Origin of the sequence: Sphingomonas lacusdianchii, from assembly GCF_022664395.1 — a bacterium.
Lineage (GTDB): Bacteria > Pseudomonadota > Alphaproteobacteria > Sphingomonadales > Sphingomonadaceae > Sphingomonas > Sphingomonas lacusdianchii.
The window spans coordinates 20993-45512 of sequence record NZ_JAKRET010000006.1 but is presented as its reverse complement, the minus strand read 5'-3'; the positions used below and the strand labels follow the sequence as shown (position 1 = coordinate 45512).

Annotated in this window: 24 protein-coding genes; 9 read left to right on the top strand and 15 right to left on the bottom strand. The window is 67.3% G+C overall.

Features of this window, described 5'->3' with window-relative positions; all coding sequences use genetic code 11:
- Window positions 1-188: 188 nt before the first annotated feature.
- Window positions 189-857 carry a 50S ribosomal protein L25/general stress protein Ctc gene (locus tag MF607_RS09775; RefSeq protein WP_242118059.1) on the bottom strand — a complete coding sequence of 223 codons (669 nt, stop codon included), beginning with the start codon at window positions 855-857 and terminating at the stop codon, window positions 189-191.
- A gap of 337 nt (window positions 858-1194) precedes the next feature.
- Window positions 1195-2052 (bottom strand): TraB/GumN family protein, encoded by an 858-nt coding sequence (locus MF607_RS09770; protein ID WP_242118057.1) that lies wholly within the window; start codon window positions 2050-2052, stop codon window positions 1195-1197.
- A 124-nt stretch (window positions 2053-2176) separates the two neighbouring features.
- Here MF607_RS09770 and MF607_RS09765 point away from each other — a divergent pair, with 124 nt between their 5' ends.
- The 4 genes from MF607_RS09765 (at window position 2177) to MF607_RS09750 (ending at window position 8259) form a co-directional block, all read left to right on the top strand.
- Complete coding sequence (locus MF607_RS09765) at window positions 2177-3043, top strand: glycine--tRNA ligase subunit alpha (RefSeq protein WP_242118478.1); 867 nt, start codon at window positions 2177-2179, stop codon at window positions 3041-3043.
- Window positions 3040-5295: a glycine--tRNA ligase subunit beta gene (glyS, locus tag MF607_RS09760; protein WP_242118054.1), complete on the top strand. Its 2256-nt coding sequence runs from the start codon at window positions 3040-3042 to the stop codon at window positions 5293-5295. The genes MF607_RS09765 and glyS overlap by 4 nt, the downstream gene beginning before the upstream one ends.
- Window positions 5296-5396: 101 nt before the next feature.
- The gene (gene ppdK / locus MF607_RS09755) at window positions 5397-8057 is read left to right on the top strand and encodes a pyruvate, phosphate dikinase (protein WP_242118051.1); all 2661 of its coding nucleotides are present in this window, start codon (window positions 5397-5399) and stop codon (window positions 8055-8057) included.
- Between the two features lie 7 nt (window positions 8058-8064).
- Window positions 8065-8259, top strand: a complete 195-nt coding sequence (locus MF607_RS09750) for a hypothetical protein (RefSeq protein WP_242118049.1) — start codon at window positions 8065-8067, stop codon at window positions 8257-8259.
- A gap of 40 nt (window positions 8260-8299) precedes the next feature.
- Here the strand turns inward: MF607_RS09750 and MF607_RS09745 are convergent, their stop codons facing one another.
- Window positions 8300-8908 carry an NAD(P)-dependent oxidoreductase gene (locus MF607_RS09745; protein WP_242118047.1) on the bottom strand — a complete coding sequence of 203 codons (609 nt, stop codon included), beginning with the start codon at window positions 8906-8908 and terminating at the stop codon, window positions 8300-8302.
- Window positions 8909-8958: 50 nt separating this feature from the next.
- Here MF607_RS09745 and MF607_RS09740 point away from each other — a divergent pair, with 50 nt between their 5' ends.
- Window positions 8959-9408: a winged helix-turn-helix transcriptional regulator gene (locus tag MF607_RS09740; protein ID WP_242118044.1), complete on the top strand. Its 450-nt coding sequence runs from the start codon at window positions 8959-8961 to the stop codon at window positions 9406-9408.
- A 29-nt stretch (window positions 9409-9437) separates the two neighbouring features.
- Here MF607_RS09740 and MF607_RS09735 read toward each other — a convergent pair whose 3' ends face one another.
- The 8 genes from MF607_RS09735 to MF607_RS09700 all read right to left on the bottom strand — a co-directional run bounded on the left by MF607_RS09735 (window position 9438) and on the right by MF607_RS09700 (window position 17239).
- Complete coding sequence (locus tag MF607_RS09735) at window positions 9438-9986, bottom strand: hypothetical protein (RefSeq protein WP_242118042.1); 549 nt, start codon at window positions 9984-9986, stop codon at window positions 9438-9440.
- A gap of 73 nt (window positions 9987-10059) precedes the next feature.
- Window positions 10060-11052, bottom strand: coding sequence for a type II secretion system F family protein (locus tag MF607_RS09730; protein ID WP_242118040.1), 993 nt, complete (start codon window positions 11050-11052; stop codon window positions 10060-10062).
- A gap of 4 nt (window positions 11053-11056) precedes the next feature.
- Window positions 11057-12034 carry a type II secretion system F family protein gene (locus tag MF607_RS09725; protein WP_242118039.1) on the bottom strand — a complete coding sequence of 326 codons (978 nt, stop codon included), beginning with the start codon at window positions 12032-12034 and terminating at the stop codon, window positions 11057-11059.
- A 16-nt stretch (window positions 12035-12050) separates the two neighbouring features.
- Window positions 12051-13331, bottom strand: a complete 1281-nt coding sequence (locus tag MF607_RS09720; protein ID WP_242118036.1) for a P-loop NTPase family protein — start codon at window positions 13329-13331, stop codon at window positions 12051-12053.
- Window positions 13331-13999, bottom strand: coding sequence for a CpaD family pilus assembly lipoprotein (locus tag MF607_RS09715; protein WP_242118035.1), 669 nt, complete (start codon window positions 13997-13999; stop codon window positions 13331-13333). The genes MF607_RS09720 and MF607_RS09715 overlap by 1 nt, the downstream gene beginning before the upstream one ends.
- Before the next feature lie 11 nt (window positions 14000-14010).
- Window positions 14011-15672, bottom strand: a complete 1662-nt coding sequence (locus tag MF607_RS09710) for a type II and III secretion system protein family protein (RefSeq protein ID WP_242118033.1) — start codon at window positions 15670-15672, stop codon at window positions 14011-14013.
- Window positions 15672-16721, bottom strand: a complete 1050-nt coding sequence (cpaB, locus tag MF607_RS09705; protein WP_242118031.1) for a Flp pilus assembly protein CpaB — start codon at window positions 16719-16721, stop codon at window positions 15672-15674. Before cpaB ends, MF607_RS09710 begins: the two co-directional genes overlap by 1 nt.
- Window positions 16722-16765: 44 nt before the next feature.
- A complete protein-coding gene (locus MF607_RS09700) occupies window positions 16766-17239 on the bottom strand; it encodes an A24 family peptidase (RefSeq protein WP_242118028.1) in 474 nt (157 codons plus the stop codon).
- A 46-nt stretch (window positions 17240-17285) separates the two neighbouring features.
- Between MF607_RS09700 and MF607_RS09695 the strand changes: the two genes are divergently transcribed.
- The 4 genes from MF607_RS09695 (at window position 17286) to MF607_RS09680 (ending at window position 21201) form a co-directional block, all read left to right on the top strand.
- Window positions 17286-18245, top strand: coding sequence for an alpha/beta fold hydrolase (locus MF607_RS09695; RefSeq protein WP_242118025.1), 960 nt, complete (start codon window positions 17286-17288; stop codon window positions 18243-18245).
- A complete protein-coding gene (locus tag MF607_RS09690; RefSeq protein ID WP_242118023.1) occupies window positions 18242-19333 on the top strand; it encodes an NAD(P)/FAD-dependent oxidoreductase in 1092 nt (363 codons plus the stop codon). The genes MF607_RS09695 and MF607_RS09690 overlap by 4 nt, the downstream gene beginning before the upstream one ends.
- 75 nt (window positions 19334-19408) lie before the next feature.
- Window positions 19409-20986: an aldehyde dehydrogenase (NADP(+)) gene (locus MF607_RS09685; protein WP_242118475.1), complete on the top strand. Its 1578-nt coding sequence runs from the start codon at window positions 19409-19411 to the stop codon at window positions 20984-20986.
- Window positions 20971-21201 (top strand): hypothetical protein, encoded by a 231-nt coding sequence (locus MF607_RS09680; RefSeq protein ID WP_242118021.1) that lies wholly within the window; start codon window positions 20971-20973, stop codon window positions 21199-21201. Before MF607_RS09685 ends, MF607_RS09680 begins: the two co-directional genes overlap by 16 nt.
- A 280-nt stretch (window positions 21202-21481) precedes the next feature.
- Here the strand turns inward: MF607_RS09680 and MF607_RS09675 are convergent, their stop codons facing one another.
- The 4 genes from MF607_RS09675 to ispH are packed head-to-tail and all read right to left on the bottom strand — an operon-like array spanning window position 21482 to window position 24499.
- Window positions 21482-22147 carry a spermidine synthase family protein gene (locus MF607_RS09675; protein WP_242118020.1) on the bottom strand — a complete coding sequence of 222 codons (666 nt, stop codon included), beginning with the start codon at window positions 22145-22147 and terminating at the stop codon, window positions 21482-21484.
- Window positions 22144-22596, bottom strand: a complete 453-nt coding sequence (gene rnhA / locus MF607_RS09670) for a ribonuclease HI (protein ID WP_242118018.1) — start codon at window positions 22594-22596, stop codon at window positions 22144-22146. Before rnhA ends, MF607_RS09675 begins: the two co-directional genes overlap by 4 nt.
- Window positions 22593-23546: a homoserine kinase gene (gene thrB, locus MF607_RS09665; protein ID WP_242118015.1), complete on the bottom strand. Its 954-nt coding sequence runs from the start codon at window positions 23544-23546 to the stop codon at window positions 22593-22595. Before thrB ends, rnhA begins: the two co-directional genes overlap by 4 nt.
- Window positions 23546-24499, bottom strand: coding sequence for a 4-hydroxy-3-methylbut-2-enyl diphosphate reductase (gene ispH, locus MF607_RS09660; RefSeq protein WP_242118012.1), 954 nt, complete (start codon window positions 24497-24499; stop codon window positions 23546-23548). The genes thrB and ispH overlap by 1 nt, the downstream gene beginning before the upstream one ends.
- Window positions 24500-24520: the final 21 nt, after the last annotated feature.

Here is a 24520-nt window from a genome sequence, read left to right as displayed (position 1 = left end):
CGCAGAGGTCTCGCGCATGGGGGAATCCATATGCGCCGGCGTCGGGAAAAGAAGCGCAGGCGTTGCGTCTATGGATCCCCGCCTGCGTGGGGACGACGATGGGGAGGAGCGGGAAAGCCCCCAAACGCAAAGGAGCGGGACGACCTCGGCCATCCCGCTCCTTCGTAACGCCGGACAGGCGGGGCGGATCAGCCCTCGGCCTTGTCCCCGGCTTCGTCGGCCTCGGCAGCGGCTTCGGCCGACTGCGCTTCGGCGACTTCGGCGTCGAGCGCCTCGTCCTCGGCGGTCAGCGTGGTCGGCTGGGTGATGGTCGCGACGGTGACGCTGTCCTCGGCAGTCGCTTCGGCGCCGTTCGGCAGCGTCACGTCCGACAGGTGGATCGATTCGCCGACTTCGCGGCCGGTCAGGTCGACGACGATCTCGGTCGGAATGTTCGACGCTTCGACGGTCAGTTCGATCTCGTGGGTCACGACGTTGAGCACGCCGCCGTCACGCTTGATGCCGGGCGCGTCGTCTTCGTTGGTGAACACCACCGGCACGGCGACGGTCACGGTCGCGTCCTTGGCGATGCGCAGGAAGTCGACATGGATCGGCTGGTCGGTGACGACGTCGAACGCGACGTCCTTGGCCAGCGTGCGCACCTTGGTACCACCGACGTCGACCATGATGACCGAATTCATGAAGTGGCCGGTCATCAGCTGCTTCATGAGTTCACGGGCGTTCAGGTGGATGCCCTGCGGATCCTGCTTGTTGCCATAGATCACGGCGGGGACGCGGCCATCGCGACGCAGGGCACGGGAGGCTCCCTTGCCTGCCCGATCGCGCGTCTCGGCCGACAGGTGCAGCGTGTCGCTCATCATGTCTTCCTTAGAAACGGTGTTTGTGTGTCTTGCGCGGCCGGGCCTCCAGGGATGACCCCGGCACGAGCAAGCGCGGGCCCTTAGGGGAGTTCGGGGGGAAAGGCAAGGTGGGGGGGTAATTCCCGTTAGCCGATCCCGTTTGCTTCTTTCCCTATCCGTTTGCTTCGAGCGCAGGTTCGAGCTTGTCGAGAACCGTAGTCGAGAAGGGGGTGGCACGAACGAGGCGTTGTCGACGAGGGACAGGTGAACCATGCGGGGCATGGTTCACCTGTCCCTCTTCTCGACTTCGCTCGAAGCTGCTCGAACCAAACGGGATGAGTTGGGGGTGGGGGCGTCATTGAACTCGCTGCACCTCTACCCCCATCGCCTGCAACCGCGCCTGCACGCTGTCCGGCCCGGCCAGATGCCCCGCGCCGACCGCGACGAAGCGGGTGCCGGGCTGGCGCGTCCACTTGCCGATCGTCCGTGCCCATGCCGCATTGCGCCGGTCGAGAAGCGCGCCGCGCACCGCGGGACCGGCTGCATCCATGTCGTTCGCCAGCAACCGGTCGAGCGCGGTGACGTCCCCTCGGCCCCATGCCGCGACGATGCGGTCCATCGTCGGCACCGGATCAGGATCGTCGAGCACGCGCGTGAGCATCGCGCGCTGCGCCGGTTGCGGCAGCGCGGCGAAGATGCCGAGCTGGCCGTCGAGCGTCTCCAGCGGCTCGATCGCGGTGCCGCTGCGATCGGCGAGCCGTGCCAGCAGCGTTTCGGGGGCGGGGGCGGGGCTGTAGCCGGCGCGGGCGAGCGGCTGTGCGGCCAGCGTGGTGGCGGCGAACCAAGGATCGGTCGCGTCGAACGCTTGTGCCGGAAAGCCGAGTTCGTGCGCGCGCTTGCGCAGCCGCCTGTCGAGTTCGGGCGGCAGCGGGGCCGGTTTGACCGGGGTGACCGCGACCAGCGCCTGCGTCACTGCCTCGGGCGTGACCGGCGCGATTTCGAGGGTCAGCACGTCGCTTTCGGCGAACGCCTTCGCGACCGGACCGGTCAGCCATGGCGTACCCGCACGCAACTGATGCACCGTGCCGAACAGCCAGATGGTCGTGTCGCCATCGCGCGCGACCCACAAAGCCGGGGCGAGCGCGGCCGGGGCCGCGATCGGACTGGCCAGCAGCAGCCAGCACAGGAGGGCGAGGAGCGGGCGGGCGAACATTCCGTCGGCTTAGCGGGGCGGAGCGCCCGGCGGCAACCTTGACCCGCGCTCCACCCAAGGGCTAGGCGCGGTGGCTCTTGCACCGATAGGCGAAACCATGTCCGCCCCGCTCAGCTTCCAGAAAATGATCCTGACGCTCCATGACTATTGGAGCGATCGGGGCTGCGTCATCCTGCAACCCTATGACATGCGAATGGGGGCGGGGACGTTCCACCCGGCGACTACGCTGCGCGCGTTGGGGCCGGAGCCGTGGAATGCCGCGTTCGTCCAGCCTTCGCGCCGGCCGACCGACGGGCGCTATGGCGAGAACCCCAACCGGCTGCAGCATTATTACCAGTATCAGGTGATCCTGAAGCCATCGCCGCCCGATTTGCAGGAACTGTATCTGGGGTCGCTGGCGGCGATCGGGATCGACTTCACGCAGCACGACATCCGCTTCGTCGAGGATGACTGGGAATCGCCGACGCTGGGGGCATGGGGCCTTGGCTGGGAAGTATGGTGCGACGGGATGGAAGTCACCCAGTTCACTTACTTTCAGCAGATGGGCGGGTATGACTGCAAGCCGGTTGCGGGCGAGCTGACCTACGGGTTGGAGCGGCTGGCCATGTATATCCAGGACAAGGACAGCGTGTACGACCTGGCGTTCAACGATGCCGGCGTCACCTATGGCGACGTGTTCCTCGAAAACGAGCGGCAAATGTCGAAATGGAATTTCGAGGTCGCCGATACCGACGCTCTGTTCGACCTGTTCAAAAAGGCGGCGGCCGAGTGCGAGAATGCGCTGGCCAATGACGTGCCGATTGCGGCTTATGAACAGGCGATCGAGGCGAGCCATGTCTTCAACCTTCTGAACGCGCGCGGGGTGATCTCCGTCGCCGAGCGGCAGGCTTATATCGGGCGGGTGCGCGACCTGGCGAAGGCCAGTTGCGCGAAGTTCATCGAGACGCAGACGCCCCAGTGGCAGGCGAAGTATCCGGGGTGGGTGGCATGACCGATTTCCTGCTCGAACTGCGGTCGGAGGAAATTCCGGCGCGGATGCAGGCCCGCGCGCGGGAAGATTTGCAGAAACTGTTCGCGGGCGAACTGGGCAAGGCGGGAATCGCGGCGGGGCGGATCACGACCTATGCGACGCCCCGGCGGCTGGTGCTGATCGCGCATGACCTGCCCGAGCGGACCGAACCGGTGCGCGAAGAGGTGAAGGGGCCGCGCGCCTCCGCCCCGCCGCAGGCGCTGGAAGGGTTTTTGCGCAAGACCGGGCTGACGCGCGAGGCGTTGACCGAGCGTGACGGCGTGTTGTTCGCGGTGACCGAGGTGCCAGGGCGCGAGACGGCGGCGGTGCTGGCCGCTGCGATCCCGGCGATCGTGCGGGCGTTCCCGTGGCCCAAGTCGATGCGCTGGGGCGCGGCGTCGCTCAGCCCGGAGTCCCCACGTTGGGTACGGCCGTTGCAGGGCATCGTCGCGCTGTTCGGCAGCGACGTGGTGCCGTGCGATGTCGCGGGGGTGACGAGCGGGGCGGTGACGCTGGGCCATCGCTTCCATCATCCGGGTGCGATCACCATCGGGTCGGCGGCGGACTATGTCGAGAAGCTGCGCGCATGCCATGTGATCGTCGATCAGGACGAACGTGCGGCGATCATCGCGGTCGGCGCCAAGATGGCGGCGCAGGGTGCCGGCCTGACGCTGGTCGAGGATGAGGGGTTGCTGGCGGAGAATGCCGGGCTGACCGAATGGCCGGTACCGTTGATCGGTCGCTTCGACGAAGCATTCCTGGCGGTGCCGCCCGAGGTGATCCAGCTGACCGCGCGGGTGAACCAGAAATATTTCGTGTGCCGCGATGGCGATGGCAAGCTGGCGAACGCGTTCGTTTGTACCGCGAACATCGATGCGGCGGATGGCGGCGAGCGGATCGTCGCGGGCAATGCCAAGGTGCTGGCGGCGCGGCTGTCGGATGCGAAATTCTTCTACGAGACCGATTTGAAGACGCGACTGGAGGACCAGCTGCCGAAGCTCGAGAAGATCGTGTTTCACGAGAAGTTGGGCACGGTCGCCGACAAGGTGGAGCGGGTCGCGAAGCTGGCGCGGTGGTTGGTCGAGAGCGGAATTATCCTCCCCGGTACGGGGAGGGGGACCGCCGGCGCAGCCGGTGGTGGAGGGGGGCTTCCTTCTCCCGAAACGGCAGCGAATGCCGACACCCCCCTCCACCATCCTGCGGATGGTCCCCCTCCCCGTGCCGGGGAGGATATGGCGCTCGCCGACATGGCCGAGCGTGCCGCAAGGCTCGCCAAGGCCGATCTGGTAACCGGCATGGTCGGCGAGTTCCCCGAATTGCAGGGGCTGATGGGCGGCTATTACGCCGCCGCGCAGGGCGAGCGGGCAGAAGTCGCCGAGGCGGTGCGCGATCATTACAAGCCGGTCGGGCAGGGCGACGACGTGCCCACCGCCCCGGTGACGGTTGCGGTGGCGCTGGCCGACAAGCTGGACAGCATCGTCCAGTTCTTTGCGGTTGGGTTGAAGCCGAGCGGATCGAAGGACCCGTTCGCGCTGCGCCGGTCGGCACTGGGCGTGTTGGCCCTGCTGCTCGACAATGGCATTCGTGTGTCGTTGTCGAAGGCGACGGCGGCAGCGGGCGCGACGGCGCATGAGGATGTCCTCGACTTCTTCGCCGACCGGCTGAAGGTCCAGCAGCGCGAGGCGGGCGTGCGCCACGACCTGATCGACGCGGTGTTCGCGCTGGGTGGCGAGGATGATCTCGTCCGCCTGCTTTCCCGCGTCCATGCGTTGCAGGCGTTCGTCACGACCGAGGACGGGGCGAACCTGCTCGCCGGGTACAAGCGCGCGGCGAACATCCTCAAGAAGGAAGCACCCGGCACCAGCAAGCACATCCCCGAAACCGGCGAGGAGGATCCGCTGGCCGAGGTCGAGGATCCCGATTTCGCGCCGATCGTCGCCGAATATGCCCGGACCGAGCGTGAGAAGCGCGACTATGACCGCGAGCCGGCGGAAGCGGCGCTGATCACGGCGCTCGACGCGGCCGAACCGCAGGCTGCGGCGGCGATCGCGGCGGAGGATTTCGCCGGGGCGATGGCGGCGCTGGCGTCGCTGCGCGCGCCGATCGACGCGTTCTTTACCGACGTGACGGTCAACGATGCCGACCCGCACAAGCGCACCGCGCGCCTGTCGCTGCTGGCGCGGGTGCGCGATGCGGTACACCGGGTCGCCGATTTCTCGAAAATTGAGGGCTGACCTGTCGGTTTAACCCGTTTAACGGGACGTAAGGGCGATGCCCGATCGAATCAGATACCCCGACGCGGGACCACCCGCGCGGAGAGCATGGGGAACGAGCAATGACGCAATATGTCTATCGCTTCGGCGGCGGGGTTTCGGACGGCGGATCGGGCGACAAGGTGTTGCTGGGCGGCAAGGGCGCGAACCTCGCCGAAATGGCGTCGATCGGGTTGCCGGTGCCGCCGGGCTTCACCATCGCGACGACCATGTGCACGCGCTATTACGAGGAGGGCGAGACCTTTCCGGAGAGCGTCCGCGACGAGGTGAAGACCGGCATCGCTCATATCGAGGGTGTGACCGGCAAGCGTTTCGGTGACGCCACCGATCCGCTGCTGGTATCGGTCCGCTCGGGCGCGCGCATCTCGATGCCGGGCATGATGGACACGGTGCTGAACCTCGGCCTGAACGATCAGACGGTCGAGGGGCTGGCGACCGTGTCGGACGATGCGCGCTTCGCATGGGACAGCTATCGCCGTTTCATCCAGATGTATTCGGACGTGGTGCTCGAACTCGACCATGGCCGGTTCGAGGAAGCACTGGAAATCGCGAAGGAAGATCGCGGCTATTATCTCGACACCGACCTGACCGCCGATGACTGGCGCGCGCTGGTCGCGCAATACAAGGACATTGTCGTCGAACTGTGGGGCAAGCCGTTCCCGCAGGACGTCCATGACCAGCTATGGGGCGCGATCGGTGCGGTGTTCGGATCGTGGCAGGCGGACCGCGCGAAGGTCTATCGCCGGTTGAATGACATTCCGGGCGACTGGGGCACCGCGGTCAACGTGCAGGCGATGGTGTTCGGCAATATGGGCGACACGTCGGCCACCGGCGTCGCGTTCACGCGCGATCCGTCGACCGGCGACAATGCCTATTATGGCGAATTCCTCATCAACGCGCAGGGCGAGGACGTGGTCGCGGGCATCCGCACGCCGCAGTACCTGACCACCGCGGCGCGTGCGGCAGCGAACGCCAAGCCGCTGTCGATGGAAGAGGCGATGCCCGACGCGTACGCCGAACTGGCGGCGGTGTTCGACCGGCTGGAGCGGCATTACCGCGACATGCAGGACATCGAATTCACGGTGCAGCAGGGCAAGCTGTGGATGCTGCAGACCCGGTCGGGCAAGCGCACCGCCAAGGCCGCGCTGAAGATCGCGGTCGACATGGCCGAGGAAGGGCTGATTTCGCGCGAGGAAGCGATCGCCCGCGTCGATCCGCAGGCGCTCGACCAGTTGCTCCACCCGACGCTCGATCCCAAGGCGGCGCGCGACGTGCTGACCAAGGGGCTGCCGGCCTCGCCGGGTGCGGCCAGCGGCATCGCGGTGTTCGACAGCGATACGGCGGAACGGCGCGCCAATGCCGGCGACGCGGTGATCCTGATCCGCACCGAAACTTCGCCGGAGGATATTCACGGCATGCATGCGGCGCGCGGCATCCTGACCGCGCGCGGCGGCATGACCAGCCACGCGGCGGTCGTGGCGCGCGGCATGGGCCGCCCGTGCGTATCGGGCGCGGGCAGCATCTCGATCGATGCCAAGGCAGGCGTGATGAAGGTCGCCGGCCGCGAAATTCGCGAGGGCGATATCGTCACCATCGATGGTGCCACCGGTGAGGTGATGGCGGGTGCCGTCGCCACGGTGCAGCCCGAACTGGCCGGCGATTTCGGCACGCTGATGGAATGGGCCGATGGCGTCCGCCGCCTGAAGGTGCGGACCAACGCCGAAACCCCGCTCGACTGCCGCACCGCGCGCGATTTTGGCGCGGAAGGCATCGGGCTGTGTCGCACCGAGCATATGTTCTTCGAACAGTCGCGGATCACCGCCGTGCGGCAGATGATCCTGGCGGAGGATGAGGCCGGGCGGCGGGTGGCGCTCGACAAGCTGCTGCCCGAACAGCGCAGCGATTTCGTCGAGATTTTCGAGGTGATGGTCGGGCTGCCCTGCACCATCCGCCTGCTCGATCCGCCGCTTCACGAATTCCTGCCGCATGAAGAGGCCGAGTTCGCCGAAGTGGCGCAGGCGGCGGGGATCGAGGTCGAGCAGTTGAAGCGCCGCGCGGCCGAACTGCACGAATTCAACCCGATGCTCGGCCATCGCGGTTGCCGGCTGGGCGTGACCTATCCCGAAATCTACGAGATGCAGGCACGCGCGATCTTCGAAGCGGCGGTGATCGTCGCCGAGAAGTCGGGCGAGGCGCCGATCCCGGAGGTGATGATCCCGCTGGTCGGCACCAAGCGCGAGCTGGAACTGATGAAGACGGTCGTCGACAAGGCGGCGCAGGCGGTGTTCGCCGACAAGGGGCGGACGATCGAATATCTGGTCGGCACGATGATCGAACTGCCGCGCGCCGCGCTGAAGGCCGGGGAAATCGCCGAGGCCGGGCAGTTCTTCTCGTTCGGGACCAACGATTTGACCCAGACGACGCTGGGCGTCAGCCGCGACGATGCCAGCCGCTTCCTCGGCGCCTATGTCGAAAAGGGCATCTACGCGCGCGACCCGTTCGTCTCGCTCGATGTCGAGGGCGTGGGCGAACTGATCGAACTGGCCGCCGAGCGCGGGCGCAAGACGCGGCCCGAGATCAAGCTGGGGATTTGCGGCGAGCATGGCGGCGATCCGGCGTCGATCGCCTTCTGCGAAAAGGTCGGGCTCGACTATGTATCGGCCAGCCCGTACCGCGTGCCGATCGCCCGATTGGCGGCGGCACAGGCCGCATTGCAGAAGTGAGAAGCGTATGACGAACGATGCGGCACGGGTGACGAAGGACGGCTATGACCGGATCGGCCCGTTCCACCCGGCGTTCGTCTGGGGCGCGGTGATCGTGTTCGACCTGATCGTCGTGCTCGCGCTGCTGCTGGCACTCACCAAGATCGGCGACAAGGTCGAGGATGTGGTGTTCCCCGGCGGTCCGGAGTGGGTGACGTTCTGATCGCTACCCGCCCCGGCCGGAACCGGGGCGGGTGGCAACTTCAATAGGCGGCGGTGAAGCGGGCGCGGGGGTGGCGATGCGCCTCTAGTTCGTCGACCATTGCGATGGCATAGTCGGCGAAGCTGATCCGGCTGACCCCGGCATCGTCGGTGAGCAGCCTGTCGGTACCGAGCCGGTACTGGCCGGTGCGCTCGCCAGCCTCGAACAGCGCGGCGGGCGAGAAGAAGGTCCAGTCAATATCCTCGACCGACCGCAGCGCGTCGAGAAAGGCGATGCCGCCCATCGCGAACGTGCGCCATTCGGCCGGGAAGTCGGGCGAGTCGATCAGGCGAACGCCGGGTGCGACTTCGAGGCTGGCGGCGCCGCCGGTAACGAGCAGCCGACCGACCCCCGCCTGCCGCAACGCCGTAAGCAAGGTGTCGGCGGTGACGTCGAAATGCAGCGCACTGATGACGGCATCGGTGCCGGAGAGCAGCACCGCAAGCGCCGCGGGATCGTGCGCATCGCCCGCCATTCGCGTCACCTGCGGCAGATCGGGGATCGCGTCCGGCTTGCGCGCGATCGCGCGGACGTCATGCCCCCGACGCGCCAGTTCGCGGACGATTTCGGATCCCGCATTGCCGCTCGCGCCCAGTACCACAACTCTCATCTCTAGTCTCCTATGGTAACCGATGGATACTAGGTGCTATGTCGATACCAATGACGCAAGACGGTACTTTTCCGATACCCGGTATCCTGACGGAAACCGCCTTTCCGAAGGGCGACGTGTTCGCCGCCGATTGTCCGACGCGGCTGTTGCTCGACCGGGTCGGCGACAAATGGAGCGTGCTGGTACTGTTGTTGCTGGGCGAGCGGCCGTGGCGGTTCAACGACCTGAAGCGGCGGATTGCAGGCGTTTCGCAGAAGATGCTGAGCCAGACGTTGCGGACGCTGGAACGCGACGGGCTGGTGACGCGGCATGTCGTCGCCACCAAACCGGTCAGTGTCAGCTATGCGATCGCGCCGCTGGGCGGCGAACTGATCGATGCGTTGCGGGCGTTGATGACCTGGTCCGAACAACGCATCGGCGCAGTGACGGCTGCCCAGCAGGCCTATGACGCGCGTGAGGCGATGGCCGCGCAAAACTGCGCGGCACCGGACCAGTCGTAAAGGTACCGATGAATTCGGGTCGCTGGGCCTCAGCCCCAGCGGCCATGGTGATCGTCGTCGCGTCCTTCGCGCAGCATCGCCGCCTGTTCGCGCCAATGCTCGGCGTCGATGGTGCCGGGGCGCAGGCGTAGATCATCCTCCAGCGCGCGTTCGTCGGCTTCGCTCAAGCCCTCGATCGCGCGATAGGTCTTGATGCCGCGCTGGCCGAGGGCGTGTTCGAGGTCGGCGTCGATGCCGCGGATGCGCGACAGATTGTCGCGACCCCAGCCGAAGAAGCCGCTGCCATGGCCGGTGCTCGCTGCCGCCGCCCCGGTCGCCGCGGCTGCGGTGGAGGCGGTCGTCGCGGTGGTGCGGTCCTTGAGCAGACGGTCGCGTTCGGCCTCGACTTCCTGCAACCGCGCATCGCGGGTCTTGAGGTCGCTCGCGACCTCGGCGCGATACGCCTTGTGCGCTGCTTCCTCGTCGCGGAAGCGCTGCTTCCATTTCTTGCCGCCCGAAGAGGAGGCGAGGCCGAAGAACCAGCCGGCGAGAAGGACGAGCGCGAGAACCGCGAATTGGGTCGGCGTCTGGAACAGCATGTGCGGGCCCCTTCGGTGATTACGGGGCGACAACGGTCGGGCGGGGGCGGCGTTCCGCAGCTGCCCGGCCGCGCTATTTGCTGAACGCGTCGCTGATGCTGCAGGCGGCGGGGCCGAGGATGACGACGAACAGCGTCGGCAGGATGAACAGGATCAGCGGCACGGTCATGATCGCGGGCAGTCGAGCCGCCTTCTCCTCGGCGCGCATCATGCGTTCGTTGCGGAATTCGGCGGAGAGGACGCGTAGCGCGCTGGCGAGCGGGGTGCCGTATTTCTCGGTCTGGATCATGGTCGTCACCACGCCCTTCACCGCATCCAGATTGATGCGCAGCGCGAGGTTTTCGAACGCCTGGCGCCGTTCGGTCAGGAACCCCAGCTCGATTGCGGTGAGGGAGAATTCCTCGCCCAGTTCGGGATAGGCGCGACCCAGTTCGCGCGAGACGCGGGTGAAGGCGGCATCGACGGTCAACCCGGCCTCGGCACAGATGACCAGCAGGTCGAGCGCGTCGGGCAGCCCCTTGCGGATCGCGTCCGAGCGTTTGGTGATGCGGTTCTTGAGATAGATATCGGGCGCCTTGTAGGCGAGGATCAGCGTGCCGGCGACAAGGGCATAGGCCTTGAGCGGCGACCAGTCGGCGAAACTGTCGGTGCCATAGACGATATAGGTCATCGGCAGCCCGAACAGGATCGGCAGCATCAGCCGGCCGAAGATGACGGCGACCGCCCAGTCCTTCGACCGGATGCCGGCCTGCATCAGTTTGAGCTGCGCCGCCTTGAGCTGCGAATCCTGCAACACCTTCATCGAGACGAGCAGGTCGCGAATGCGATCGGTCGCCTCGTTCTTCTGCACCAGCTTGGCGCGACGCTTGCTGGTCGAGGCGGTGATGCCGGCCTTCAGCTGTTCGCGGCGGTCGTTCAGCGCCTTGACCCGGCGCGCCATCGGATCGCGGACCGATGTCGCGACATAGAGGGCGACCAGCATCGACAGGACGGCGATGCCCGACAGGATCGTCGCGACGCTGGCGGCGTCGAAACCCAACAGGGACGGGGCGGGGCCAGTCAGCATCGCATCAAATCTCGAAATTGACCATTCTGGACATGATGAACGCGCCGATCGCCATCCACAGCACGCCGCCGGCGCCGATCATCATCAGCCGCGGATCGACGAAGAAACTCTGCATGTAGCGGCCGTTGATGGTCCAGATCAGTGCGAAGACGATGAACGGCAGCGACCCGACGATATAGGCCGAAGCCTTGGATTCGGACGACATCGCCTTGATCTTCAGCTTCATCTGCGCGCGCTTGCGCAGCACGTCGGCGAGATTGGCGAGCGTTTCGGCAAGATTGCCGCCGGTTTCGCGCTGGATGGCGATGGTTATCATGAAGAACTGGAATTCGGGGGTGCCGAGCCGATCGGCGGTTTCCTGCAACGCGGCGTCGAGCGTGCGGCCAATCTTCATCCGGTCGCTGACCATGCGGAATTCCTCGCCGACCGGGCCATCGATCTCCTGACCGACGACGGTGATCGTCTCGGTGATCGGCAGGCCGGAGCGAAGTCCCCGGACCAGCAGTTCGATCGCATCGGGGAATTTCGCGGTGAAACGCGCGATGCGGCGCTTGATGAAATAGCTGACGACCAGATGCGGCAGGCCGAGCCCGACCGACAGCGCCATCAGCAACGCCATCAGGACCGGCAGTCCCTGGAACCACAGATAACCGAACAGGACGATGGTCACGCCCAGCGTCGCCTGTCCATATTGGGCGAGGGTCCAGTTGCGACCGGTGCGTTGCAGCCGCAGTTGCAGCCGTTCGACATTGGGGAGCAGTCGGGCGGCGGCGCGGTCGCCACGCGTGGCGTTGCGGTTGCCGATGCGGCGCATCTGCGCCTCCATCGCCGTCGTACTGGCGGAGGAGGAATGGCGTTCGCGCACGGCGAGCAGCCGGCGGTTGCGGGCGCGTTCGCCCGACGGACCGGAAAAGGCGAGCGCGAGCATCGCCAGCGCGAGCAGCGCGCCCATGCCCAGTAGCAGGATCGGCAGGATCGCCATCGCCGCGCCCGCGCCCCTATTTCTTCGCCTTGACCGGCAGGCGCGCGCGCAACTTGGCGAGCTTGCCGACCAGCGACGTACCACCCTTGCCCGGATCGGCGGCGGCGCCGTCGTCCTGGTCCTCGGTCAGGCGGCACAGATGTCGCGCCAGATCGGCCAGCGGCGCGATGGCGCGATTGCCCTTCGCCGCCTCGGCCAGCGGCTTGCCGAGCTTGGCCGACTGTGCCGCCAGCTTGCCGTCGAACGCCATGGCGAAGTCGAGCTTGCGTTCGATCGACCCCTCGAAATCCTTGCGGCTGATCTCCTGCGCGCCTGCGGGGTGGACGCGGTTGGCGAACAGCACGACCTTTACGTGCGGAGCGTTGGAGCGGAACCACGACAGCAACCGGATGGTGTCGCGCGCCGCCGCCAGCGTCATTTCGGTAACGATGACCGCGGTCTGCACTTCCTCGATCAGATGCGGATGGTTGACCAGCATCGTCCGCGGCAGATCGACGATCGTGCATTCGAACGCGTTCCGCATCTCCTCCTGCAACTGGTAGAAGGCGCTGCCGTCGGTTTCGATCGGGGCGTTGATCGGCGCTTCGGCCGACAGCACCGACAGCCGTTCGCCGGCGCGCACCATCGCGCGCTCGATGAACAGCCCGTCGATGCGGCTGGGATTTTCGATCGCGTCGGTGAGACCCCGACCGGGTTCGAGGTCGAGCGCCAGCGCGCCGGTGCCGAAGTGGACGTCGAGGTCGAGAAGCGCGGTGCTCCGCTTTTCCTGTTCGCCCATCAGCCACGCGAGCGAGGTCGCCACGGTCGATGCGCCCGCACCGCCCCGCGTGCCGATGACCGCCGTCGCGCAGTGCGGGCGTTCGACGGTCGCTTCGACGGCCTTCGGCGCGTTGAGCAGCGCATGCGCCTGCAGGATCGAATCGCGCACCATGTCGGGATGCAGCGGCTTCAGCAGATAATCATGAATGCCGCTGGCGACGAGGTCGCGGTACAGGCGGACGTCGTTGACCTGCCCGGTGGCGATCACGATCGTGCCGGGTTCGCACACTTCGGCCAGACCGTTGATGTCGTTCAGCGGATCGCCCGATTCGGACAGGTCGACGAACAGGACGTTGGGGCTGGTCGACACCGCCAGCGTCTGCACCGCGTTGCGCAGCCCGCCTTTCAGGACCTTTTCGATCGGCCAGCCATGTTCGGTGGCGACGGAGCGCAGCGTGTCGGCGGAGAATTCGTCGCAGACAAAGGCGACGAACGGCTCGCGCTGTGTCGTCTTGCCGAGGGAGAAGGGTGCGTTCATCAGTTGCTGCTCCCGCCCGATCCGCCGCTGCCGCCGCTGCCGCTAGCGCTGTTGGCGCTGCCGACGCTGTTGGTGACCTGTCCGCCATTGCCGCTGGGCGCGGCGCGGCGCAGTGCGCCCACCGCCTTGCTGTTGACCATCGTGTCGGTGGTGCCCGGCGCCGATTGACCGAGGACGAGGTCGCCGGGGCGGGCGACCATCGCCGCGAGGTTGGCATTGATGGCGCAGCCGAAATCGGACGAGGTATGGGCGTCGAAATTCGGCTGATAGGTACGCGAGTTGTCGGGGCAACCCGGTACCGATGCGGTCATGCGCGACACGACGACGCGCACGGTGCCCGGCGCAATCGCGCCCGGCGTCGGGGGAACGCTGTCGGCCAGCAACAGCCCGACCCGCGCGGCCTCCGCCGCGACATCGGCCTGTACCGCGCCATCGCCGCCATCGATGCCGATCTCGTCGCCATAGCGCAGCCGCATCGTTTCGAGCCAGCCGGCGAGGCGGGCACGTTCGCCAGGGGCGAGGCCGCCGGGACCGGCGGCGACGTCGAAGGCATAGGCGGCGCGAGTCACCACCGGCTGATGCACCGATTCGACGCCGCGATTGACGGTGCCGGAACAGCCGGCGACGGCGATGGCGGTGCCGAGTGCGAGGATGCGGAGGAGGGTCATCGAAGCGTGCCTCACTGGATGCTGAAGCCGGGGGCGACCGGTTCGGCCTTGCGGCTGCCCTTGCGCGGGGCGGGCGGGACGGGGTCGCCGGTTTCGGCGGCGGGCGTCACCGGCACCGGCGCGGTCAGGCCGATCGACGGCCGCGCCGCCGGCTGTGGCGCCATGGTCGGCACCGGACGCGGATCCGGGCGGCGCTGCCCCTGCAACTGGCCCACCAATACGCGTTCGATATCGCCGGGGGCGGAATAGGCATCGGTAGGCAGCGCGATGCGCGACTGGCTGTCGACCGGCTTCACCAGATAGGGGGTGATGACGATGACGAGTTCAGTTTCGTTGCGGCTGAAGCCGTTCGAACGGAACAGCGAGCCCAAGATCGGCAGATCGCCGAGGCCCGGCGCCTTCTCGATCGAATTGTCATGGCTGTTCGACAGCAGGCCGCCGATCATCATGCTCTGCCCCGATCCCAGTTCGACCGTGGTTTCGGCGCGGCGGGTGCTGAGCGCCGGGATGGTCGTACCGTTCAGCTGCACCGATCCGGCGGCCGAGAGCTGCGACACTTCGGGCCGGACGCGCAGCGAGATGCGGCCATCGGACAGGACGGTCGGGGTGTAGGCGAGGCTGACGCCATATTGCTTGTATTCGACCGATACCGCGCCCAGTCCCTGCGCGATCGGGATGGGGATTTCCCCGCCGGCGAGGAACGACCCGGTTTCCCCCGACAGGGCGGTCAGGTTCGGATTGGCGAGCGTCGTCACCTGTCCGATCCGTTCGCCGAGGTCGAGCGCACCGAGCAGTTCGAGACCGAGGAGGCGGCCGGCGAGGTTCAGGGTGGTGCCGGTCGCACCCTTGCTCGGGAAGCCGAACAGCGTGCTGCCTGGACGCGCGCCGTTGACGTCGACCGGTCCGGTGTTGGTCGGCGTGCCCGGAACGGTCGTGATCGTGCCCTGCCGCCCCTGGGCAACGCCGAACAGGAACCCGCCCGAACTGTCGCGCGAGGTCAGGTTGACGCCGATATTCTTAACGAAGCTGCGGCTGACCTCGGCGATGCGGACCTGCAGATTGACCTGCAACGGGGTCGCCAGCTTCAGCCGGTTGACGACGCCGATCTTCAGGAGCGCGTTCGGATCGGTGGTCGATACGCCCGGGTTGAGCAGGGTGAGCACTAGCCGCTCGGCCTGTGCGCTGTCGGCGGGCGAGGCGATGGTGCCGTTGAGCACCGCCAGCTGGCCGACGGTGGTCACGCGGATATCGGCCTCGGGCATCGCCGCCTTGAGCATCCGGTCGAGCGAGGTCAGGTTCTGGCCGACGCGGACATTGGCCGAATAGACGACCGCACCGCTGGCGTTGGTGGCGAAGACCGTCGCCTCGCCATCGGCCTTGCCGAACAGATGGATCTGTCGCGGGTTGCCGACATAGACGTCCGCGACCGCCGGATTCGATACCCACACATCGACGACGCTACCGGGAAGGGTAATGAGTTCACCCTGGCCGATCGAGAGCTGCACGTCGGTGGTCGGCCGCTGCGTGCCGGCGGCGGGCGTGCCGATGCGGGCGGCGCGGACGCCGCGCGCCTCGGGTGCCGGAGCGGCAGCGGCGGGCAGCGCGGGTCCGGCGACCAGCGCGATCGACAGCGTCGCCGCCAGCGATCGCTGGAACAGGCAGATGGCAGGCATTACTTGTTCCCCCCGACCGACACGTCGGTCACATCGTTGCCGCGGGTGATCCGCACCGTGGGACCGCGCGATATCGGCGCCGCGGATGGAGCGCCGGACGCGGGGCCGGCCGCGACGGTCATGGTGCCGCCCCCCGCGCTGTTGGCGTTGTCGGTGCCCTTGCCGGGAACCGAGCTGCGCTGGAACCGCGATACGTCGGCACCGGTCGAGAAGGTCGACGGGCCATCGAGCGGACGGCTGGCGATCCGGTCGAGCGCGGCCTTTTCCGCTTTCGCATCGCCATTGGCGGGCAGCTGGACGTCGCCGCTGGCGATCGCTTCCTCGAGTTCGGACTTGTTGTCGGCGATCGAGCGCAGCGACAGCGACAGCGTGCCCACGGTCTGCGCGACCGCGATCTTTTCGGCGATGCGCGGTGTCGCTTCGACGGTGACGGTCGAATAGGTCGATACGACAGTTTGGCCCTGATCGTCGCTGTTCTTGTCGGTGCGCTGGTCGGTCGCCAGCACGCGCAGGTTGCGCAGGAACGTCTCCGACGCCTTCAGCGGCGGGCCGTCGCCGCCGCCCTCCACCGTCTGGGTCAGTACGAGGTCGACCCGGTCGCCCGGAAAGACGAAGCCCGCGACCGCGCTTTGCGCCGATACCGGGACGGTCACCGCGCGCATGCCCGGCCCGAGTGCCGCCGCCAGGAACCCGCGGTCGCCGGGCTTCACCAGCGAACCCTGGGTGATCGGCTGTCCGGCGGGGATCGCGAAGCGGACGACGGTGCCGACCAGGCTGCGCGAGTCGGGCGAGGATTCGAGGAAATAGGCGTTCTCGACCAGTTCCTTCGGCCAAGGCTGAAACCGCAGCGCGGCGGCATCGATGATCGTGCCGACCGGCAGCGCCTTGGTCGCGACCAGTACGCGGGGACCATCGATCGGCGCTTCGGCAGGCGTGTTCGCAGCCGCGACCGGTGCCGCTGCCCCGGCCATCAGGCTGCGCGCCATCAACGCCGTCATCGCGGCGATGACCAGTGCGCCGGCCAACAGGAACAATTTGCGTGAGTCCATGACCTCGTTGGCCTTTCAGTTCGTCTGGCCGGTTTGATTCGTGGTCAAAGATGACCGGAATGGGTTAAGATCGGGTTCGCAACTGCCAGCATGCCCGCAAGGGCGATGGCGATACCGTAGGGAATTTCCGGTAGTTGGCGGTCGCGACGCCACCAGCGATCGATCAGGAACAGGATCGTCAGCGCACCGCCCAGCAGCGACATGACCAGCAGCATCGACAGCACGGCACCCGGCGGCAGCCACAGCGCCAGCGCGCCGATGAGCTTCACGTCGCCGCCGCCCATCTGTCCGGCGGCATAGGCCGCGACGAACAGGGCGAAGACGGCGAGCGCTACGCCCGCCTGCCACGCCATGTCGATGCCCGACAGGTCGTTGGCCCACCACCACAGGGGCGCGAGCAGCGCGATCGCCGCATTCTTCCAGTTGGCGATTTCGCGGGTGCGCGCATCCTCGATCCCCGCCGCTGCCAGCAGCAGGACGAGCGCGAAGGCCAGCCACGGAACGAGATTTCCCTCCATGTCGTTAAGACTAGACGTAAGGGGTTGCGAAACCGTAACCGAACCCATGGCCGCCCACGCCCTGTATCGTCGCGCGATTCCCGCCGCCGCCGCCATTACGACATGGCATGCCCCCGATGGCTGGGCGCATCGCCGGTTCGACTGGGGGGCGCCCCCCAATGTCCGGCCGCGCGGAGCCTTGCTGTTCCAGACGGGGCGCGGCGACGTGTTCGAGAAATATCTCGAGGCCTTCGCCCATTGGCATGTCCGCGGATGGAGCGTCACTGCCTTCGACTGGCGCGGGCAGGGTGGGTCGGGCCGCTGCACCCCGGCGGGCGATTGCGGCGATATCGACCGGTTCGAAACCTATCTCGACGACCTGACCGCCTTTTGGAACCAGTGGGATGCCACCGGGCCGCGCGCGATCATCGGCCATTCGATGGGCGGGCATCTGGCGCTGCGTGCCGTGGTCGAACGGCGGATCGATCCGGCGGCGTGCGTGCTGGTGGCGCCGATGCTGGGGCTGCGCTCGCCGATTGGGCCGCGCTTCGGCGAGCGGATGGCGCGGGTGCTGGGCGCGATGGGCAGCCCGTTCAGGCCGGCATGGAAGGGCAATGAACGCCCGCACACCATGCGTCCGCGCGAGGCGATGCTGACCCACGACCCGGCGCGCTATGCCGACGAATTGTGGTGGCACAGCGCCAATCCGTCGCACCATACCGGCCCGCCGAGCTGGCGTTGGGTGATCGATGCGTTCCGGTCGACCCGCGAACTGCGCAGCGACCCGCGGCTGGCGGAGACGCGGGTGCCGGTGCAGATGCTGGTCGCCGACACCGATGCGCTGGTCGATCCGCGCGCCGCGATCGAGATTGCCGGGCGACTGGCCGATATCGAACTGCTGCGCTTCGGTGCGGAGTCGGCGCACGAGATTTTGCGCGAGGCCGATCCGGTGCGCAGCAAAGCCATTGCGGCGATCGACACCTTCCTCGACGCCCGCGCGCCCGCGCCGCACCGGACGCATGCATGACGCGGCGGCGGGTGGCGATCATCGGCGCGGGGATGGCGGGAGCGAGCCTTGCTGCCGAACTGGCGCCGCACGACGATGTGGTGTTGCTGGAGGCGGAGGCACAGCCGGGTTATCACGCGACCGGACGTTCGGCGGCATTCTGGTCGGAAACCTATGGCGGGCCGCTGGTCCAGCCGCTGACGACCGCATCGGGGCCGCTGCTGCACGCCCCGCCCGCCGATTTCGCCGAACGGAGTTTCCTGCGAACGCGGGGCGAGTTGCTGCTGGCGCGCGATCCGGCGGTGCTGGACGCTCTGGCGCAGGATTTCGCGAACAGCGGCGTGCCGATCGAGCGGCGCGATCCGCACGGCGTGGTGCCGGGACTGCGCGGCCTGTGGCATGGGCTATGGTCGCCGGGCTGCGCCGATATCGATGTCGGCGCGTTGCACGCCGCCTATCTTGCCAAGGCGCGGCGCGGTGGCGTGAAGCTACGGTGCGATGCGCGGCTGACCGGGACGCGGAGGACCGGGGACGGCTGGGAACTCGACACGGCGGCGGGCGCGATCATTTCCGATATCGTTGTCAACGCCGCAGGGGCATGGGCGGACGAGGTTGCCGCGTTGTTCGGGGCGGTGCCGCTGGGCATCCGGCCCTATCGCCGGACGGTGGTGCAGGTGCGGGTCGATCCGCCGGCATCGCCGGACCTGCCGCTGGTGATCGACGCGGCGGGCGGTTTTTATTTCAAGCCCGAGCCGGGCGGGCGACTTTGGTTGTCGCCGCACGACGAGACGCCCGACCGTCCGCACGACGTCGCACCCGAAGAGATCGACGTCGCACTGGCGATCGACCGGTTCGAGGCAGCGGTCGACTGGCGGGTCGAGGCGGTCGAACGGCGCTGGGCCGGCTTGCGCAGCTTCGCGCCCGACCGGTTGCCGGTCTATGGCTTCGACAGGGACATTCCCGGCTTTTTCTGGTGCGCAGGGCAGGGCGGCTTCGGCATTCAGACCGCGCCCGCCGCCGCGCAGCTTTGCGCGGCGCTGCTCGGACGCGGCAATGTGCCGCAAGGGGTCGACCCGGCCGCTTATTCGCCGCATAGATTGTCGGAGTAATATGCGAGTCGCCTTTACGTTAGCGCTATCAATCCCTATCTCCCGCGCCAACGCTATCAGCCCAAGAGGATGCACATGACGATCACCGGCGAACTGTTCCTGGGATCCAAGCGGGTTGCCCGCGACGATCTGTTCCAGGCCTATGACCCCGCGACCGGCGCGCTGTTCGGCGAAGGTTTTTCGAAGGGTACCAAGGAAGACGCGGAAGAGGCCTGCGCCCGCGCGGCCGAAGCGTTCCCGATCTATGCCGCGCTGCCGCTCGAAGCGCGTGCCGGCTTCCTCGACGCGATCGCCGACGAGATCGAGGCGCTGGGCGACGAGCTGATCGAACGTGGCAGCCGCGAAACCGGCCTGCCGACCGCGCGCCTGACCGGCGAGCGTGGCCGTACCTGTGGCCAGCTCCGCCTGTTCGCCAAGGAAGTGCGCGACGGCGCGTGGCAGCAGCTGCGCATCGATCATGCCGACCCGGCGCGTGCCCCGGTGCCCAAGCCCGACCTGCGGCTGCGCACCATTCCGGTCGGCCCGGTGGTGGTGTTCGGCGCGTCGAACTTCCCGCTCGCCTTCTCGACCGCCGGTGGTGACACCGCGTCGGCACTGGCGGCCGGCTGTCCGGTGATCGTGAAGGCGCATCAGGCGCATCCGGGCACCGCCGAACTGGTCGCGCTGGCGATCATCCGCGCGGCGGAAAAGACCGGCATGCCCGATGGCGTGTTCTCGATGGTGTCGGGGTCGGGCCAGGTGATCGGCACGACGCTGGTCGCCGATCCGCGGGTGCAGGCGGTCGGCTTCACCGGCTCGCGCAGCGGCGGCACCGCGCTGATGAAGGTCGCGCAGGAACGCCCGCAGCCGATCCCGGTCTATGCCGAGATGTCCTCGATCAACCCGGTCGTGCTGATGCCCGAGGCGCTCAAGAACCGCGGCGAAGCATTGGCCAAGGGCTATGTCGGGTCGCTCAGCATGGGTGCGGGCCAGTTCTGCACCAATCCGGGCCTGGTGCTCGGCATCGACGGGCCGGAACTCGACGCGTTCCTCGACATCGCGGGTGACGCGCTGCTCGGCACGCCGGCACAGGTGATGCTGAGCGACGGCATCCACAAGGCGTTCGAGGAAGGCCGCGCCAAGCTGGCGTCGAGCCCGGCGGTGACGCTGGTCGGCGAAGGTCAGGCACCGGAAGGCCCGACCCGTGGCCGCGCGGCGATCTTCGCCGTGTCGGGCAAGGACTTCATCGCCGATCCGGCGCATGCGCACGAAGTGTTCGGCATGTCGTCGATGGTCGTGAAGTGCGCGAGCGCCGACGAACTGGTCGAGGTGCTGTCGAAGCTGGAAGGGCAGCTGACCGCGACGCTGCAGATCGACGAGGGCGATTATGAGGATGCGCGCAAGCTGATCCCGGTGCTGGAACGCACCGTCGGCCGCATCCTGTGCAATGGCTGGCCGACCGGCGTCGAAGTGGGCCATGCGATGGTCCATGGCGGGCCGTTCCCGGCGACGTCGGACGGGCGCACGACCTCGGTCGGCACGCTCGCCATCCACCGCTTCCTGCGGCCGGTGTCGTATCAGGACTTCCCGGAAGCGCTGCTGCCGGAAACCCTGCGCGAAGGGAACCAGCAGGGCGCGCTGGCACGGATCGACGGGGCGTGGACGGTCGGCTGATCGTTTCCGAGCTGGAAAGAACGGGGCGGCGGGTCGTTGATCCGCCGCCCCTTTTCGTTTTGGATAGCGTGATGGACGACGATACGATCATCGATACCCCCGAAGGCCCGAAGCGCTGGGGGGACTGGAAGAAGAAGAACCCGGTGCAGGTGCCTTCGCGGCGGACCAAGGGGAAGGACTTGCCGAACAAGGTGAAGATACGGACGGACGAGTGATCTGTTTTTGCGGTGCGGTCCGTTCGTCCTCAGTAACCATTGAGCTGTCGAAAGGGCGTATCGAAGGACGGTGTGGGGTCGGTGCTTCGATACGGGCCTTCGACTTCGCTTAGTCTATACTCAGCACGAACGGGTGAGGGTGTCGCTACCTCAACCCATTCCGTTCGGTTCGAGCAGCTTCGAGCTTGTCGAGAAGCGTCTGTCGAGAACGGGTTGCCTGGGACAGGCGGGTTCTCAACAGGCTCGGACCGAACGGAATTTGGTGTGGTAGAGAAAGCTTCTACCGCCGCCCGGCCAACCAGATCACATGCCGCGCGCCCTTGGTCCCCCGCGCCCGCACGACCTGTTCGTCCACCGCATAGCCGCTGTCCTTCAACCGCTTGGTGAACGCCGCATCGGCATAGGCCGACCAGATCGCCAGCACGCCACCGGCCCGGAGCGAACGCTGCGTGACCTGCAACCCACGCGCCGAATAGAGCTTGTCGTTGCCGGCATGGGTCAGCCCGTCGGGACCGTTGTCGACGTCGAGCAGGATCGCATCCCAGCCGCCATCCTCGATCGCCCACGCCACGTCGCCCACCGCGATCCGCACGCGCGGGTCGTCGAGACAGCCGTCGAAGATGTGCGCCAAGGGGCCTCGCGCCCATTCGACGATCTTGGGGACCAGTTCGGCGACGGCGACTTCGGCATCGGCGGGCAGTATCTTCAACGCCCGGCGCAGGGTAAAGCCCATGCCGAGGCCGCCGATCAGCACGCGTGCGCCTTTCCGTCCCTTCAGATGCGCGCAGCCGAGATCGGCCAGCGCCTCCTCCGACGCCGACATGCGGCTGCTCATCAATTCGTTGCGGTCGAGGACGATCATGAAATCGTCGCCGCGCTGGACGAGGCGCAGTTCGACATTGTCGCCGGGCACCTGCGCGGTGTCGATCAGGACGCGTGGGATCATTGCGCTAAGGCCGCGTCGCTGGCGAGCCGGTCGGCGCGCTCGTTATCGGGGTGGCCGGCATGGCCCTTGACCCACACCCATTCGATGCGGTGGGGCTTGGCGGCGGAAAGCAGTTCCTGCCACAATTCGGCGTTCTTGACCGGCTGTTTGGCGGCGGTCTTCCAGCCATTCTTCTGCCAGCCTTTGATCCATTTGGTCAGGCCGTCCATGACATAGCGGCTGTCGGTCGACAGGATCACGCGGCACGGGCGCTTGAGGGCCTTGAGCCCTTCGATCGCGGCCATCAATTCCATGCGGTTATTGGTGGTGACCTTTTCCCCGCCCGACAATTCGCGTTCGCGGCCGTCGGCTGCGCGCAGCACTGCGCCCCAGCCGCCGCGCCCGGGATTGCCCTTGCACGCGCCATCGGTCGCGATTTCGACGCGGGGGAGTTCGGGGGTGTCGGTCATGCGAAGGCGGTCGGGTTCGCGTCGTACCAGTCGAGCCGACGCAGATAGGCAAGCGGGTCCTTGCGCGTCACCAGCGCGTCGGCGGGCGTGTTGATCCAGTCCCATGCGCGGGTCAGCAGGAAGCGGATACAGGCACCCTTGGCAAGCAGCGGCAGCGCGGCGACCTCCGTGTCGGAGAGCGTCGCCTGCGTCCGGTACCCCGCCAGCAGCGCCTGGCCGATCGCGGGATCGAGCGGTTCGCCCTTCGCGTCGAAGCTCCATGCCGAATGGGTGATCGCGACGTCATAGGCGGTGATGTCGGTGCAGGCGAAATAGAAGTCGATCAGCCCGGTGACGCGGTCACCGAGCATCAGGACATTGTCGGGAAAGAGATCGGCATGGATCGCGCCGGTCGGCAGGCCGGTGGGCCATGCCGCGACGACCGCGTTGAGCGCCGACCCCACCCGTGCGCGCAGGCCCGTCTGGATCGAATCGAGTTGGGGGGCACAGTCGGCAAACAGTTTCGGCCACGCAGCGACGCCCATCGAATTGGCGCGCGTCGGTGCAAAGCCGGTCAGGCTGCGGTGCAGCGCGCCAAGCGCGGCCCCTGCAGCGTGCGCCTGTTCGACGGTCGGATGGCTGACCGACACGCCCGACAGGAACTCGATCAGACAGGCGGGGCGCCCCTCCAGCGTCTGGATCACCTGTCCCGCGCGATCGGGCAGCGCGCGGGGCACGGGATTGCCCGCGTCCGCCAACGCGTCGGTCATCGCGAAGAAGAAGGGGAGGTCGGCGAGATTTACCCGCTTCTCGTACAGCGTCAGGATGAAGCGGCCGGTGGTGGTATCGACCAGATAGTTGCTGTTCTCGACCCCTTCGGCAATGCCCTTGGCCGAGATCAGTTCGCCATGGTCGTAAGCAGACAGGAAGCGCGCGAGCGCCTCCGCCGACACCTGCGTATAGACGGCCATCAGGCGGCTTCGAGACCGCGCGGCAGTTTGAACGCGATCGTCTCGCGCGTCATCTCGACCTCGCGCTCGCTGACCTCGAACCGCTCGGCGATGCGGTCGACCAGTTCGCGGACGAGGATTTCGGGGGCGGAGGCACCGGCGGTGATGCCGAGCGTGCCGACTCCTTCGAGCCATGCGAAATCGAGCTCGGCGGCGCGCTGAATCAAGCGCGCACGGGTGCCCTCGCGCTCGGCGACCTCGACCAAGCGGACCGAGTTGGACGAATTGGGCGCGCCGATCACCAGCATCATGTCGCAGCTCTGCGCGATCGCCTTCACCGCATTCTGCCGGTTCGACGTGGCATAGCAGATATCGTCGGCCTTGGGCGCGACGATGGTCGGGAAACGGGCGATCGTCGCCTCGACGATGGCGCGGGTATCGTCGACCGACAGCGTCGTCTGGGTCAGGAAGGCGAGGTTGTCGGGGTCTTCGGGCTGGAGCGCGGCGACATCCTCGACCGTCTCGATCAGCGTCATCTGGCCTGGCGGAACCTGTCCGAAGGTGCCGATCACCTCCGGGTGGCCGGCATGGCCGACGAACAGGATGTGGCGGCCGCTGGCCACCAGCCGTTCGGCCTGACGATGGACCTTCGATACCAGCGGGCATGTCGCATCGAGATATTCGAGCCCGCGCTGGCTGGCCGCGGCAGGCACCGACTTGGGCACGCCGTGCGCGGAGAAGACGACCGGCACGCCGTCGGGCACCTGATCCAGTTCCTCGACGAACACCGCGCCCTTGGCACGCAGCGAGTCGACCACGAACTTGTTGTGGACGATCTCATGCCGGACATAGACCGGGGCGCCGTGCTTCTGGATCGCCAGCTCGACGATCTGGATGGCGCGGTCGACGCCGGCGCAGAAGCCGCGCGGGGCCGCGATCAGCAGTTCGATGACGGGGCGGTGGGTGTCGGTCATAGCCCAAGCGCTTACAGCTTG

Bases quoted from the DNA above. Each gene is read 5' to 3' on its own strand.
- MF607_RS09775 (WP_242118059.1), bottom strand. From the start codon at position 857: ATGAGCGACACGCTGCACCTGTCGGCCGAGACGCGCGATCGGGCAGGC.
- MF607_RS09770 (WP_242118057.1), bottom strand. From the start codon at position 2,052: ATGTTCGCCCGCCCGCTCCTCGCCCTCCTGTGCTGGCTGCTGCTGGCC.
- MF607_RS09765 (WP_242118478.1), top strand. From the start codon at position 2,177: ATGATCCTGACGCTCCATGACTATTGGAGCGATCGGGGCTGCGTCATC.
- glyS (WP_242118054.1), top strand. From the start codon at position 3,040: ATGACCGATTTCCTGCTCGAACTGCGGTCGGAGGAAATTCCGGCGCGG.
- ppdK (WP_242118051.1), top strand. From the start codon at position 5,397: ATGACGCAATATGTCTATCGCTTCGGCGGCGGGGTTTCGGACGGCGGA.
- MF607_RS09750 (WP_242118049.1), top strand. From the start codon at position 8,065: ATGACGAACGATGCGGCACGGGTGACGAAGGACGGCTATGACCGGATC.
- MF607_RS09745 (WP_242118047.1), bottom strand. From the start codon at position 8,908: ATGAGAGTTGTGGTACTGGGCGCGAGCGGCAATGCGGGATCCGAAATC.
- MF607_RS09740 (WP_242118044.1), top strand. From the start codon at position 8,959: ATGACGCAAGACGGTACTTTTCCGATACCCGGTATCCTGACGGAAACC.
- MF607_RS09735 (WP_242118042.1), bottom strand. From the start codon at position 9,986: ATGCTGTTCCAGACGCCGACCCAATTCGCGGTTCTCGCGCTCGTCCTT.
- MF607_RS09730 (WP_242118040.1), bottom strand. From the start codon at position 11,052: ATGCTGACTGGCCCCGCCCCGTCCCTGTTGGGTTTCGACGCCGCCAGC.
- MF607_RS09725 (WP_242118039.1), bottom strand. From the start codon at position 12,034: ATGGCGATCCTGCCGATCCTGCTACTGGGCATGGGCGCGCTGCTCGCG.
- MF607_RS09720 (WP_242118036.1), bottom strand. From the start codon at position 13,331: ATGAACGCACCCTTCTCCCTCGGCAAGACGACACAGCGCGAGCCGTTC.
- MF607_RS09715 (WP_242118035.1), bottom strand. From the start codon at position 13,999: ATGACCCTCCTCCGCATCCTCGCACTCGGCACCGCCATCGCCGTCGCC.
- MF607_RS09710 (WP_242118033.1), bottom strand. From the start codon at position 15,672: ATGCCTGCCATCTGCCTGTTCCAGCGATCGCTGGCGGCGACGCTGTCG.
- cpaB (WP_242118031.1), bottom strand. From the start codon at position 16,721: ATGGACTCACGCAAATTGTTCCTGTTGGCCGGCGCACTGGTCATCGCC.
- MF607_RS09700 (WP_242118028.1), bottom strand. From the start codon at position 17,239: ATGGAGGGAAATCTCGTTCCGTGGCTGGCCTTCGCGCTCGTCCTGCTG.
- MF607_RS09695 (WP_242118025.1), top strand. From the start codon at position 17,286: ATGGCCGCCCACGCCCTGTATCGTCGCGCGATTCCCGCCGCCGCCGCC.
- MF607_RS09690 (WP_242118023.1), top strand. From the start codon at position 18,242: ATGACGCGGCGGCGGGTGGCGATCATCGGCGCGGGGATGGCGGGAGCG.
- MF607_RS09685 (WP_242118475.1), top strand. From the start codon at position 19,409: ATGACGATCACCGGCGAACTGTTCCTGGGATCCAAGCGGGTTGCCCGC.
- MF607_RS09675 (WP_242118020.1), bottom strand. From the start codon at position 22,147: ATGATCCCACGCGTCCTGATCGACACCGCGCAGGTGCCCGGCGACAAT.
- rnhA (WP_242118018.1), bottom strand. From the start codon at position 22,596: ATGACCGACACCCCCGAACTCCCCCGCGTCGAAATCGCGACCGATGGC.
- thrB (WP_242118015.1), bottom strand. From the start codon at position 23,546: ATGGCCGTCTATACGCAGGTGTCGGCGGAGGCGCTCGCGCGCTTCCTG.
- ispH (WP_242118012.1), bottom strand. From the start codon at position 24,499: ATGACCGACACCCACCGCCCCGTCATCGAACTGCTGATCGCGGCCCCG.